Source organism: Paenibacillus sambharensis, from assembly GCF_003233845.1.
Taxonomy (GTDB): Bacteria; Bacillota; Bacilli; order Paenibacillales; family Paenibacillaceae; genus Paenibacillus_I; species Paenibacillus_I sambharensis.
In genome coordinates this window covers 23,943-36,669 of record NZ_QKRB01000046.1, presented here as the reverse complement: position 1 = coordinate 36,669, position 12,727 = coordinate 23,943, and the positions used below count along the sequence as shown (strand labels likewise).

The following is a 12,727-nucleotide window of genomic DNA, read 5'->3' as shown; positions in this document are numbered from 1 at the left end:
CTTAAGGTTAAGGGTCAATCGAAACAGGAGATGCAAAAAGCCGCCCTTGCCGGCGGCTCGTTACTTGTTTATCAGATGCTTGTAGGGTGTGTAGTCAATGCCTTTCTTATCCAAAAATGAGACCAGGCTCCTGTAGTCGCGTGCCGGGGTAGCCCGGATGTATCCTTCTATGCAGTGATCTCTTGTTACGGAAGAAGCACCGCTCTCAATGGCGACCTGACCGATCTTAGCGGCAATTGAATGTTTGGCAATATCGCGGAACGGTCCGGGTACAGGTGATACCAGCACGTCCAGGAACTGCTTCGATTCATCCGTCCACATCGGCCGGCTGCGTTCCACCCAATAGTTCTGCCAGTCGAGCTTGGATTTGCCATCGCGCATCGGAAGCACCTTCAGGAACTTGCGGAACATGAAGAAGCCGCCGATCGACATGAAGACGACCATCACAACCGCCCAGAAGAGGATAAAATACATAAACCAGTTGGATGTCCAATCCATCTTTACCTTCACCTCATCCTGAATTATACCTTATTCCTAGATTTATTTCGATATACCCTGTAAAATAAGGACTGATGTATGTCTGGATGCCGAAAGGAGCGGGTAGCCGCATGTTAAAAATAGGATCTCATGTTTCATTCTCGGACAAGGGGCTTCTGACTGCCGCACAGGAGGCGGTATCGTACGGCTCAAGCTCTTTCATGATCTATACGGGAGCACCGCAGAATACTCGGCGCAAGCCGATTGAAAGCCTATATATTGAAGAGGGCAAGGAAGTAATGAAAGCCCATGGAATCGGCGAGATCGTCGTTCATGCGCCTTACATTATTAATCTGGGCTCGTATAAGGAAGATACCTTCGAGCTCGCGGTCCGGTTCCTGCAGGAAGAAATGCGCCGCACAGAGCAGATTGGTGTGAAGAATATTGTTCTGCACCCTGGCGCCTATACGGACAAGGATGCGGAATACGGCATTGCCCGGATCGCTGAGGGACTGAACGAAGTGCTGGAAGCGACGAAGGATTGTGATGTTAATATCGCGCTAGAGACCATGGCGGGCAAAGGTACCGAGGTCGGACGCTCGTTCGAGGAGCTTGCCGCCATTATTGAGAAGGTCAGCCGCAATGACCGGTTGACGATCTGTATGGACACATGTCACATGCATGATGCGGGATACGATCTTGTAGGCGACCTCGACGGCGTACTGGCAAGCTTCGATAAGATTGTCGGTCTGGACCGCGTTGCAGTAGTTCATATCAATGACTCGAAGAATCCTTCGGGGGCCAAGAAGGACCGCCACGCGCCGATCGGAGCTGGCTATATTGGCCATGATACAATTAAGCGGATTGTGAACCATGAACTGCTTGCAGGCAAGCCGTTCATTCTTGAGACGCCTTGGATCGGCAAGGAGGACAAGACCACAAGACCGATGTACGAGGCTGAGATTGCACTGCTGCGCGGAGATGCGATGGAGCGGTTTGGCGAGACATTCTTCGACCATGTGGAGCGTCTGCATTATTTCTTCGAGAAGGAAGAGATCGACTACCGGACGTATGTGCTGTCGGTGTGGGACACGCTTAAGAATGACGCCAAGGCGAAGAAAGCCGACCCCCGTGAGCCAATGGACCGACTGTATGACCTCGTCATGGAAAATCGTGTGCTCCCTGAAGAGCTCAGCGAGGAAGCTGTCAACCAGCGCTTAACGGCTTGGTTTGCAGGCAAGGAACTGCTTGTAAATGCTTAATCGGCTAGAATAATCGGCCAGAATAAGGTCATGAAATTATACGGAAGTGCGCTATGCCAGGCGTTTCCGGCACTATAATGGCAGGCGGAGGGCAGCAAGGCAGGAACAGCGGCAGTTGGACATAGAGCCATAGCTCGACCCGCAGAGTCTGCCTTCTGCATTCTGCTTACATACATAACCAAGGGAAGGAAGATTATACCGTTATGCAGCAGAATACATACCAGCCGCAGCAGTCGGCACGCCGTGCGAACAATGAGAACCGCGCCCGGATGCTGATCTCCTGTCCGGACCGTCCGGGCATAGTGGCTGCGGTGTCGCAGTTTCTATATGAGCATGGAGCGAATATTGTCCAGTCCGATCAATATACGATGGACCCGGAGGGCGGCATGTTCTTCATCCGCTTTGAGTTTGACCTAAACGATCTGCCGAAGCAGCTGCCGCAGCTGCAGGAGGATTTTGCCCGCGTTGCTGACCGCTTCGATATGAAGTGGCTGACGTTCCGGGCCGCCCGGAAGAAGCGTCTTGCGATCTTCGTTTCGAAGGAGGATCATTGTCTGCTGGAGCTGCTGTGGCAGTGGCAGGCGGGCGATCTTGATGCTGACATTGCAATGGTAATCAGCAACCATCCGGATATGCGCGAGCTGGTGGAGTCGTTCGGCATCACGTACCACCATATTCCGGTAACGCCGGATACGAAGGAAGAAGCCGAGCGCCAGCAGCTGGAGGCGGTGGCCGACAAGGCTGACCTGATCGTGCTTGCACGCTATATGCAGATCATTACGCCTAAATTTATCGAATATTATCCGAACCGGATTATCAACATTCACCACTCCTTCCTGCCGGCCTTCGTCGGCGGCAAGCCGTATGCGCAGGCTTATAAGCGCGGCGTGAAAATTATCGGCGCAACCGCTCATTATGTGACAGAGGAGCTGGACGGCGGTCCGATCATCGAGCAGGACGTACAGCGTGTCAGCCACCGCGATGATGTCACCGAGCTGAAGCGGATCGGCCGCACAATTGAGCGGGTCGTTCTGGCTCGCGCGGTCAAGTGGCATATCGAGGACCGCGTCCTCGTGCATCAGAATAAGACGGTTGTGTTCAGCTAGCTGCCTGACCGGCAGCTCTCTTCGCTTTACCGCGTTATTACGTCACCTATGGAAAACCTGAAGCGCTAATGGTACAATATTCAAAGCCAATTGAAGCTCTGGATAGGACTTTATTCCGGCTCACTAGAACAGGAATGGGAGGAAACATGCAATGACAGTCAAGAACAAGTCTATCGACCAGCTTTCGATCGACACGATTCGCACACTTGCTATTGATGCAATCGAGAAGGCTAAATCCGGACATCCTGGTATGCCGATGGGCTCTGCCCCGATGGGTTATCAGCTTTTTGCCAGCACCATGAACCATAATCCTGCTAATCCAAGCTGGATCAACCGTGACCGGTTCGTGCTTTCCGCCGGACACGGCTCCATGCTGTTGTACAGCCTGCTGCACCTCAGCGGATATGATCTCCCGATGGAAGAAATCCAGAATTTCCGTCAATGGGATTCCTTAACGCCAGGCCATCCGGAATTCGGACATACGGCAGGCGTCGACGCGACAACCGGCCCGCTGGGCCAAGGCATTGCAATGGCAGTAGGTATGGCCATGGCAGAAGCCCATCTCGCGGCTACTTATAATAAAGATAAATTCAATGTTATCGATCACTACACGTATTCCATCTGCGGCGACGGCGACCTCATGGAGGGCATCTCAAGTGAAGCGGCCTCCCTCGCTGGTCATCTGAAGCTTGGCAAGCTGGTTGTACTGTATGATTCGAACGATATCTCGCTTGACGGCGAACTGAACCTGTCGTTCTCCGAGAATGTTGAGAAGCGCTTCGAAGCCTATGGCTGGCAGGTGCTCCGTGTTGAAGACGGCAATGATCTGGGCGCGCTGTCGAAAGCGATCGAGAAGGCACAGAAGGAAACGGACAAGCCTACCCTGATCGAAGTGAAGACCGTTATCGGCTACGGCAGCCCGAACAAAGGCGGCAAGGGCGGCCACGGCGGTACTCACGGTTCGCCGCTTGGTCCGGATGAGACGAAGCTGACGAAGCAGGCGTATGGCTGGCCGGAGGATGCACAGTTCCACGTGCCGGACGAAGTGCGCGCTCATTTCGCTGATGTGAAGTCCAAAGGCGCTGAAGCTAATGCTGCTTGGGACAAGCTGGTTGCAGAGTACAAGCAGGCGCATCCGCAGCTTGCGGCTCAATTCGAAGCAGCCGTTAACGGCGAGCTACCTGAAGGCTGGGACAAGGACCTGCCGAAGTATGCGGCAGAAGACAAGGCGCTGTCCACGCGTGTTGCATCCGGCAACGCCCTGAACGGTCTGGCACCTAACGTGCCTAACCTGCTTGGCGGCTCCGCTGACCTGGAGAGCTCCACTATGACTCATCTGAACGGCCTGACCAACTTCAAGCCGGGCAGCTACGAAGGCCGCAACATTTACTTCGGTGTTCGTGAGTTCGGTATGGCAGCAGCTATGAACGGCATGATGCTTCATGGCGGCGTGAAAGTATTCGGCGGTACATTCTTCGTATTCACCGACTATCTGCGTCCGGCGATTCGTCTTGCTGCGCTGATGAAGCTTCCAGTTGTGTACGTGCTGACGCATGACAGTATCGCTGTCGGCGAAGACGGTCCTACACATGAGCCGATTGAGCAGCTGGCTTCGATTCGCATCATTCCTGGTCTGACGGTAATCCGTCCGGCTGACGGCAACGAAACATCTGCTGCATGGCGTTATGCGGTAGCGAACAAGGACAACCCGGTAGCGCTTGTTCTGACCCGTCAGAACCTGCCGATCCTGCCTGGTACAGCAGATCATGCTGTCTCCGGTATCGAGCGCGGCGCTTATGTCGTATCCGATGCGAAGAACGGCAAGCCGCAGGCTCAGCTTCTGGCAACCGGCTCTGAGGTTCAGCTGGCTGTTGCAGCACAGAAGGCACTGGCTGAAGAAGGCATCGAAGTGCGCGTAGTCAGCATGCCGAGCTGGGATTTGTTCGAGAAGCAGGACAAGGCGTACAAGGATTCGGTTATTCTTCCGGATGTACCGGCACGTCTGGCTATCGAGATGGCTCATCCGTTCGGATGGCACCGTTATGTCGGCGACAAGGGCGATGTGCTCGCGATCGACAGATTCGGCGCTTCCGCTCCTGGCGACCGTGTCATCAAGGAATACGGCTTTACGGTTGAGAACGTTGTAAGCAAAGTGAAGGCTCTGCTGTAACACGTCTCACGTTTGCTATAGGCGGCGGCTTGTGTCCGAAGGCGGCAGGCTGCCGCAGGAAGAAGGGACCGCGGGAAATCCGCGGTCCTTTTTCACTACAAGGAGAAGGGGATAGATGAATCATGACTCAATTCGAACATGTAACTGTCGTAAAGCAGGCAAACGTCTACTTTGACGGCAAAGTGACCAGCCGTACCGTTCTGTTCCCGGACGGCACGAAGAAGACGCTCGGTATCATGATGCCAGGCGAATACGAGTTTGGCACCGATGCCAAGGAAATTATGGAGATCATGGCAGGAGAGCTTAAGGTACTGCTTCCCGATGCCAGCGAGTGGCTTCATATCAATGGTGAAGGTGAATTTATCGTTCCCGGCAATTCCAAGTTCAAGCTGCAGGTTGAATCGGTAACCGATTACTGCTGCTCATACCTGGCAGAGTAAGCTGTTATGGCTGAGAAGGGCTGTTGAGCTTTTCTCAACTTATGTAAGAAGACCAAGGACCGTCCACAGCTCCCGTAAGGGAGTGATGGACGGTCCTTGGTCTTTTGCAGATACCGGATAAATGAGTCAGCAGCCGTGACAGCGATCAGTTCTTCTCAGCCAGCTTACGGTCAATATACTGCTCCAGCTGCTGTCTCTGATACAGCGGAATACCGGACAGCATACAGCCATAGTAGAAGAGATCGTCATGCTGTTCGATCCGGATAATCCGGGCTGTTATCGGGGGCAGGTTGGCATCGTTCTGGAAGTGAATGACGACGAACATATCCATCTCGAGCGGATAGGTGGTGGCAACCTGCAGACCTCCTTCAGACAGATCGCGCAGCGAGCCCACTATGGATTGTCCGGAGAATGCGCCTTCCTGTTCCCACTGATAGACAGACATCATAAGCGGAATGTCCAGCGACAGCCGGGCTTTACGACGCCGTTCCCCGCCTTGCGGAGGTTGTGACTCCCCGGAATCTTGCTCCTCCCCGCCAATTCGTCTGCCGATCCATTCTTCGTAACAGTAGGCAAGGGCGGCTAAGTCCAGCTCACCGTGGCCAGCGGACTGCCCAAGCTGGAAGAGGCTCTTCGAAGCTTCAAGCATTGGTGTCGAAACGCCAAGCGTATCGGTCAGTACAGAAGACAGCTTTAGATCCTTAAGCATGAGAGCGAGTGAGAATTGTACGGAAAAATCATGCTCCAGAATCTTGCGGCCCTTCAGATCTGCCTGCTTGCTGGCGGCGCCGCCGGACTGAACGAGTCTCAGGAAGGAATCGCCGTTGATCCCGCCTTTGGCGGCGATAGCCATGCCTTCAATTAAGCCGGCCGCATTGATGCCGACGATCGTGTTGTGGGCAAGCTTGGCAGTAGCACCGCTCCCCGAAGATCCCATATAGATGACTTCGCGTCCCATACTGAGAAAGGCTGGTTCGACCCTTCTGACGATTTCCTTGTCACCGCCTACCATGAAAACAAGGGTGCCATCAATGGCTGCGGGCTTGCTTCCGGTTACCGGCGCATCGAGGAAATCTGCGTGCTTCTCCGCGATATCCGCAGCGAGCCTCCGGGCCAGGGCCGGCGAGATTGTGCTGCTGTCTACAACGATGGTGTCCGGCTGCAATCCGTTCAGAATGCCCTCGCTGCCATAATAGACCTCATCTATGGCCTGGTCGTTGCTGATCATGGTAAAGATCAATTCACAGGTTCTGGCAACCTCCAGCGGAGATTGGGCTGCATTCGCACCGCTCGCAAGAAGCTCATCCGACTTGCCGGGGGTACGGTTATAAACGGTTACCTGATACCCCTTCCGAAGAAGATTTTCCGCCATTGGGCCACCCATCGTTCCTAGTCCAATAAATCCGACAGTCTGCATAGTTAACCGTCACCTTGCCTCTCCTAATCTATACCTTCATAGTAACCACATCGGAGCGGCAAGTCCAGCTTACTTGGAGCCCGCCCGATTCACATAATAAAACGTGATAGCAGGACTCAAAATTCTTTATAGGCAGGTGTGATCTGTTTCCTTGTGTTTGGCCTTCAAATCCAGTATTCTAAGGCTAGGCCGTAACTGTCGGGACGTGTTTCGTCCCAGTGGGTATGAAAGCTTCAGGACAAGCTATCTGTTATACATTATCCGGTAGGAGGAAGAGAAAACATGGCAAAAACCGTTTCATTTGATTACAGCAAAGCGCTGACCTTCGTAGGCCAGCATGAAGTGGACTATTTAAAGGATGCAGTGAAGCTCGCGCATGAGCAGCTGCACAACGGCACAGGTGCCGGGTCGGATTACTTGGGCTGGATCGACCTGCCGACCAATTATGATAAAGAAGAATTTGCAAGGATCCAGAAGGCAGCGGAGAAGATCAAGTCGGATTCCGAGGTGCTGGTTGTCATCGGTATTGGCGGCTCTTATCTTGGTGCCAGAGCAGCAATCGAGATGCTGTCCCATTCCTTCTATAACCTGCTGCCGAAGGGCGAGCGCAAGACGCCTCAAGTGCTGTTCGCAGGCAACAACATCAGTTCTACATACGTAACGCATCTGCTGCAGCTGCTGGAAGGCCGCGACTGGTCGATCAATGTGATCTCCAAATCCGGCACGACGACCGAGCCGGCGATTGCTTTCCGTGTTTTCCGTGAGCAGCTGGAGAAGAAATACGGCAAGGAAGAAGCGCGCAAGCGTATCTACGCAACTACCGACCGCGAGAAGGGCGCACTGAAAAAGCTGGCGACCGAAGAAGGCTACGAGTCGTTCGTTATTCCGGATGACGTAGGCGGACGCTACTCCGTTCTGACTGCAGTTGGCCTGCTGCCAATCGCAGCAGCCGGCATCGACATCGAAGCAATGATGAAGGGCGCAGCTGATGCATCCAAGGAATACGCCAACCCGAATCTGAGCGAGAACGAGAGCTATCAGTACGCGGCTGTACGTAACGCGCTCTACCGCAAGGGCAAGGCGATTGAAATCCTGGTGAACTATGAGCCGTCCCTGCATTTCGTATCCGAATGGTGGAAGCAGCTGTTCGGTGAGAGCGAAGGCAAGGATTACAAGGGCATCTACCCGGCTTCCGTCGACTTCTCGACTGACCTGCATTCGATGGGCCAGTTCATTCAGGAGGGTGCACGCAACCTGTTCGAAACGGTAATTCAGGTGAATGAGGTTAGCGAGCATATCGAAATCGGGCATGATCCGGCCGACCTGGACGGGCTGAACTTCCTCGAAGGCAAGACGATGGATTTTGTCAACAAGAAGGCGTTCCAGGGTACGCTGCTTGCACATACGGACGGCAACGTGCCGAACCTGATCGTTAACCTGAAGGATATGAGTCCTTACACATTCGGATACATGGTTTATTTCTTCGAGAAGGCTTGCGGCATCAGCGGTTACCTGCTTGGCGTGAATCCGTTCGATCAGCCGGGCGTTGAAGCTTACAAGAAGAATATGTTCGCGCTGCTCGGCAAGCCGGGCTTCGAGAAAGAGAAGGCAGAGCTGGAAGCGCGCCTGTAACAGGCGCTGCTGCCGGATCGCCGGATGCTCGAGCGTTACAAGACGCTGCGGCAGGAAGCCAGCAAGGAAATCGTGATCAAGAAGTCGCGGTTCATCGGACACGCCAAGCCTGTCGCCAGTGAAGAGGAAGCAGTTGCTTATATTGAAGAGATCAAGAAGAAGCATTGGAATGCAACGCACAACTGCTCAGCCTATATGGTTGGGGAACGCGATGAAATCCAGAAGCAGTCGGATGACGGAGAGCCCAGCGGCACGGCCGGCAAGCCGATTCTGGAGGTTATGCGCAACCAGGGGCTGAAGGATGTTGTGATTGTCGTAACCCGGTACTTCGGTGGTATTATGCTCGGAGCTGGCGGTCTGATCCGGGCTTATACCGACGGCGCGGTAGCGGGCATTGAAGCTGCCGAAGCGATTATCAAGGTGCTGCACCGGGAAGTGTTTGTCGAAGTCGACTACACCTGGTATGGCAAAATCGAGAACGAGCTGCACGGCAGGCAAATCCGGGTGGGCGGGACCGATTTCACCGACAAGGTGACGGTCACCTGTCTGCCGAAGGAGCCCGAGGCGGAGAGATTCGTGAACTGGATTACCGATCTGACTCAAGGGCAGGCGGTAATCACGCTGGGTGAGAGCCGTTATTTTATTGAAGGCGAGTAAGCAGCCGGGCGTGGTCATTTTTCCGATCGTACATGCATAGTGTCATAAGAAGGGAGGCGAGCCTCCCTCTGCCGGCTGCTTGGCGCCGTACGCGCCGCTGAATAGGCGAGCCGGACCTATCGTGACGGGGGGAATCCGATGGCAGTGAGACGTTTTTCCGCTTTGACAGGGCTTGTGTTCCTGCTGCTTAGTTTAACCGGCTTTATTAGTCCTAGGCTGCTCGGCCTGCTGCAGCTGGATATGGTACATCGTATTATGTATCTGGTTGTCGGCGTATTAGGTCTGCTGGCAGCCTCTCATGAAGGGTACAGCCTTCGGTTTTCTCAGGTCATTGGGGTGTTCTATCTGGCACTTGCTGTGCTGGGAGTCTTCACCGGCAGTCTGTTCGGTATGCTGCATGGAGACCTGCCCGATCATGTGCTGCATTTCCTGACTGGCGCGATTGCCTTGTATTTTGGGTTTGTGGTTGCGGCCGAAGCAGAGCCGGCCCGCAGAGGACGGGTACAGTGAGGCGAGAACCTATAGGCTGAAGTCTTTCATAATGAAGAGGATTGTGGGGGGGAACTCTCGCAGTCCTTTATTTTTGTTGCGTGCAAATCGGTATTTGTGAACAAATCTTGATCTTCCAGACGCACAAATCATAGAGACTTTACCGCAAATATGCACCCTTTGCTTGTCTCATTACTATACTTTAAGTATCTCATCAATAAATCTTATTTAAGGATTGACGATTCAGGCACGCTTCTGCTAAAGTAAATAATACCTAGTAAAATAATAGGAATTAAAAAGCCAGTTATAACATTAGCAGGTTGATCGGATATACCGAAGGTCTGGGAGGTAAGAATTTCGTGAACTACATGCTGCGCAGCCGGTGGTGGAGCTTCGGCTTCAGAAGCGCCATAATGCTCTATTTTATTATTCTGATCGTGCTGCCGATACTCGGCGTCTACACACAATCGTTCTCACTGGGGTGGGCGCCATTCTGGGAAAGCATAAGCGATCCTCTGGCCTGGAAAGCCGTCCTCCTGACGATTCGGCTGGCCCTCATAGCAACGGTCATCAACGTATTGATCGGAACCATGATCGGCTGGGTGCTTATCCGTTACAGATTCTTCGGAAGACGCATTCTCAACAGTCTGGTCGATCTGCCCTTCGCTCTGCCAACGGCAGTAGGCGGGCTGATGATTCTGCTGCTGCTTGGTCCCGGCAGCTTCGTCGGCGACATCGCACAGAGGCTTGGTATCGAGATTGTATTCCACGAACCGGCGATCGTCATAGCAATGCTGTTCGTCACCTTCCCGTTCGTTATCCGGGCGGTACAGCCGCTGCTGGAGGAGATGGATAAGGCCGAGGAAGAGGCGGCATACACGCTTGGGGCATCCAAGGCCAAGACATTCCTGCAGGTTATATTTCCGACTATGCTGCCTGGAATATTGAGCGGGGCTATGCTTGCATTCTCCCGCGGGCTGGCAGAGTTTGGAGCGGTCGTGCTTGTTGCGGGCAACATTCCCGGCAAGACCTTGATTGCTTCGGTCTATATCTTCGGTGAAGTGGAGAGCGACAATCCGCAGGGTGCTGCGGCGGTCTCGATCATTTTGCTGACACTGTCCTTCCTCATTCTCTGGGTCCTTAATGTGATTCAGTCGAGGAGGTCAGGCGTATGAAGAAGCTATGGATTCCGCTTACCTATGCCGTGTTCCTGGTGCTGCTGATTGCGCCGCTTATGGGGATCTTCTCCGGATCTTGGGCAGATGGCTGGGCTGGCTTTGTTGAAGCGCTGACCCGTCCGCAATCGCTGCATGCGCTGTGGATGACATTCTTGATTGTTATTATTGTTACAGCACTTAATACTTTATTCGGTGTTATGCTTGCTCTCTACCTTGTACGGGCAACCTGGCTTGGCCGCCGGATGAAGCAGCTGCTTAACAGCATCGTTGATTTGCCCTTCGCGGTATCGCCGGTTATCGGGGGCCTGATGATTGTGCTGCTGCTTGGTCCGAATACGGTGATCGGAACATTCTTCGAAGATATCGGTTTTAAAGTAGTTTATGCGATGCCGGGTATGGTGATTGCGACGCTGTTCGTCACGTTTCCGATGATGGTCAGGGAAGTCATGCCGGTCCTGCAGGAAATTGGTGCGCAGCAGGAGGAAGCGGCGTCAACGCTTGGCGCTTACCCGTGGTATACCTTCTGGCATGTCACCTGGCCGTCGATCCGCTGGGGCGTGATCTATGGCGTGGTGCTTACCGTTGCAAGATCAATGGGCGAATTTGGTGCTGTACTTGTCGTATCGGGGAATATTATTAACAAAACCCAGACGGCAACGACGCTTGTATATCAAGACGTTGAGAATTTCAATATTGTCGCCGCCAACAGCGTCGCGCTTGTGTTGGCCGCTATATCAATCGGTTTGCTTCTCCTGATGGAGTGGGCAAAGAAGCGAAAGGAAGTGCACTAAGCCATGCATATCGAAGTCAGCGGGTTAAACAAGTCTTTTGGTGATTTTCATGCGGTGCGGGATGTCAGCTTCTCGATTGAGAAAGGCCATCTGATCGGCCTGCTTGGCCCAAGCGGCGGCGGTAAAACGTCCATTCTGCGTATGCTCGCCGGGCTTGAAACGCCTTCCTCCGGTGATATTGTGTTTCACGGCAAGCGGGTAAATGATCTTCCTCCGCAGGAGCGGGGCATAGGCTTTGTCTTTCAGAATTATGCGCTGTTCAAGCATATGACCGTCTATGACAATGTCGCTTTCGGCCTGAAGATCAAGAAGTTCTCGAAGAGCCAGATTCGTGACCGGGTTATGGAGCTGGTGGAGCTGACAGGCCTCAAGGGATTTGAGCACCGTTATCCGCATCAGCTGTCCGGGGGACAGCGCCAGCGTGTGGCGTTTGCCCGTGCGCTTGCGCCGGAGCCGCAGCTGCTGCTCCTTGATGAGCCTTTCGCGGCTATTGATGCGAAGATCAGGCAGGAGCTTCGGACATGGCTAAAGGAAATGATCGAGCGTGTCGGCATTACTTCGATCTTCGTGACCCACGACCAGGATGAGGCGATTGAGGTAGCGGATGAGATCATGATTATTAACAAAGGCCGTCTGGAGCAAAAGGGCTCGCCTTGGGATATCTATAAAAGTCCGCAAACACAGTTTGTGGCAAGCTTCATAGGCGAATCGACGATTGTGGAAGATGTGTCCAAGCTAAAGGGATTTGAAGAGGCGGCCGGCTGGCCGGGAGCACAGGCTCTAATCCGTCCGGAATTTATTGAAGTCGGTAATCCTAGCGAATTCCGCCTGCAGTCTGCAACGGAGCAGGGAAAGATCAAGCATGTTCATTTTCGCGGCAGTGAGTGGATGGTTGAGGTGGAAGTCGGTAATGTTACGCTGATTACCTACCGCTCCCTGGAGAAGGAAATGCTGCATCCGGGTGATGAAGTGCGTGTGCTGGTGCATCGCGCCTATATGTTCAACCAGAGCGACAGCTGGATGATGGAGAACAGGCTGAAGGAAGACCCAATGCCCATTCATATCTAAATGCAGAAAGCGTTGTGTGAACGATGAAATTATACACATC

Annotated in this window: 11 protein-coding genes and 2 pseudogenes; 10 read left to right on the top strand and 3 right to left on the bottom strand. The window is 53.5% G+C overall.

The features are described 5' to 3' along the window. Positions 1-60 precede the first annotated feature (60 nt). On the bottom strand, positions 61-498 hold the full coding sequence (locus tag DNH61_RS14930; protein WP_111147484.1) for a DUF2621 domain-containing protein: 438 nt from the start codon (positions 496-498) through the stop codon (positions 61-63). A gap of 110 nt (positions 499-608) precedes the next feature. Here DNH61_RS14930 and DNH61_RS14925 point away from each other — a divergent pair, with 110 nt between their 5' ends. The 4 genes from DNH61_RS14925 to ppnP all read left to right on the top strand — a co-directional run bounded on the left by DNH61_RS14925 (position 609) and on the right by ppnP (position 5,455). Then, positions 609-1,739 (top strand): deoxyribonuclease IV, encoded by a 1,131-nt coding sequence (locus tag DNH61_RS14925; protein WP_111147483.1) that lies wholly within the window; start codon positions 609-611, stop codon positions 1,737-1,739. A 203-nt stretch (positions 1,740-1,942) separates the two neighbouring features. Then, positions 1,943-2,845, top strand: coding sequence for a formyltetrahydrofolate deformylase (purU, locus tag DNH61_RS14920; protein WP_111147482.1), 903 nt, complete (start codon positions 1,943-1,945; stop codon positions 2,843-2,845). 151 nt (positions 2,846-2,996) lie between these two features. Next, a complete protein-coding gene (tkt, locus tag DNH61_RS14915; RefSeq protein WP_111147481.1) occupies positions 2,997-5,015 on the top strand; it encodes a transketolase in 2,019 nt (672 codons plus the stop codon). A 122-nt stretch (positions 5,016-5,137) separates the two neighbouring features. After that, a complete protein-coding gene (ppnP, locus tag DNH61_RS14910; RefSeq protein WP_111147480.1) occupies positions 5,138-5,455 on the top strand; it encodes a pyrimidine/purine nucleoside phosphorylase in 318 nt (105 codons plus the stop codon). Positions 5,456-5,600: 145 nt separating this feature from the next. Here ppnP and DNH61_RS26800 read toward each other — a convergent pair. After that, a pseudogene (locus DNH61_RS26800) lies at positions 5,601-5,933 on the bottom strand (PilZ domain-containing protein); the annotation flags it as partial. 51 nt (positions 5,934-5,984) lie between these two features. Further along, positions 5,985-6,872 (bottom strand): annotated as a pseudogene (locus DNH61_RS14905) (NAD(P)-dependent oxidoreductase); the annotation flags it as partial. A gap of 282 nt (positions 6,873-7,154) precedes the next feature. Between DNH61_RS14905 and DNH61_RS14900 the strand changes: the two are divergent. From DNH61_RS14900 to DNH61_RS14875, 6 genes are all read left to right on the top strand, one after another. Next, the gene (locus tag DNH61_RS14900) at positions 7,155-8,504 is read left to right on the top strand and encodes a glucose-6-phosphate isomerase (RefSeq protein WP_111147478.1); all 1,350 of its coding nucleotides are present in this window, start codon (positions 7,155-7,157) and stop codon (positions 8,502-8,504) included. 24 nt (positions 8,505-8,528) lie between these two features. Continuing rightward, entirely contained in the window at positions 8,529-9,161 is a 633-nt protein-coding gene (locus tag DNH61_RS14895) for a YigZ family protein (RefSeq protein WP_111147477.1), read from the top strand. Positions 9,162-9,299: 138 nt separating this feature from the next. After that, complete coding sequence (locus tag DNH61_RS14890) at positions 9,300-9,671, top strand: DUF4383 domain-containing protein (protein WP_111147476.1); 372 nt, start codon at positions 9,300-9,302, stop codon at positions 9,669-9,671. 347 nt (positions 9,672-10,018) lie between these two features. After that, entirely contained in the window at positions 10,019-10,825 is an 807-nt protein-coding gene (cysT, locus tag DNH61_RS14885) for a sulfate ABC transporter permease subunit CysT (RefSeq protein WP_425452255.1), read from the top strand. Beyond that, positions 10,822-11,619, top strand: coding sequence for a sulfate ABC transporter permease (locus DNH61_RS14880; protein ID WP_111147474.1), 798 nt, complete (start codon positions 10,822-10,824; stop codon positions 11,617-11,619). The genes cysT and DNH61_RS14880 overlap by 4 nt, the downstream gene beginning before the upstream one ends. 3 nt (positions 11,620-11,622) lie before the next feature. Continuing rightward, complete coding sequence (locus DNH61_RS14875; protein ID WP_111147473.1) at positions 11,623-12,687, top strand: sulfate/molybdate ABC transporter ATP-binding protein; 1,065 nt, start codon at positions 11,623-11,625, stop codon at positions 12,685-12,687. Positions 12,688-12,727: the final 40 nt, after the last annotated feature.

Coding starts and splice junctions, on each gene's coding strand:
- tkt (WP_111147481.1), top strand. CDS start 2,997: ATGACAGTCAAGAACAAGTCTATCGACCAGCTTTCGATCGACACGATT.
- DNH61_RS14875 (WP_111147473.1), top strand. CDS start 11,623: ATGCATATCGAAGTCAGCGGGTTAAACAAGTCTTTTGGTGATTTTCAT.
- DNH61_RS14930 (WP_111147484.1), bottom strand. CDS start 498: ATGGATTGGACATCCAACTGGTTTATGTATTTTATCCTCTTCTGGGCG.
- DNH61_RS14880 (WP_111147474.1), top strand. CDS start 10,822: ATGAAGAAGCTATGGATTCCGCTTACCTATGCCGTGTTCCTGGTGCTG.
- cysT (WP_425452255.1), top strand. CDS start 10,019: ATGCTGCGCAGCCGGTGGTGGAGCTTCGGCTTCAGAAGCGCCATAATG.
- DNH61_RS14895 (WP_111147477.1), top strand. CDS start 8,529: ATGCTCGAGCGTTACAAGACGCTGCGGCAGGAAGCCAGCAAGGAAATC.
- purU (WP_111147482.1), top strand. CDS start 1,943: ATGCAGCAGAATACATACCAGCCGCAGCAGTCGGCACGCCGTGCGAAC.
- DNH61_RS14890 (WP_111147476.1), top strand. CDS start 9,300: ATGGCAGTGAGACGTTTTTCCGCTTTGACAGGGCTTGTGTTCCTGCTG.
- ppnP (WP_111147480.1), top strand. CDS start 5,138: ATGACTCAATTCGAACATGTAACTGTCGTAAAGCAGGCAAACGTCTAC.
- DNH61_RS14900 (WP_111147478.1), top strand. CDS start 7,155: ATGGCAAAAACCGTTTCATTTGATTACAGCAAAGCGCTGACCTTCGTA.
- DNH61_RS14925 (WP_111147483.1), top strand. CDS start 609: ATGTTAAAAATAGGATCTCATGTTTCATTCTCGGACAAGGGGCTTCTG.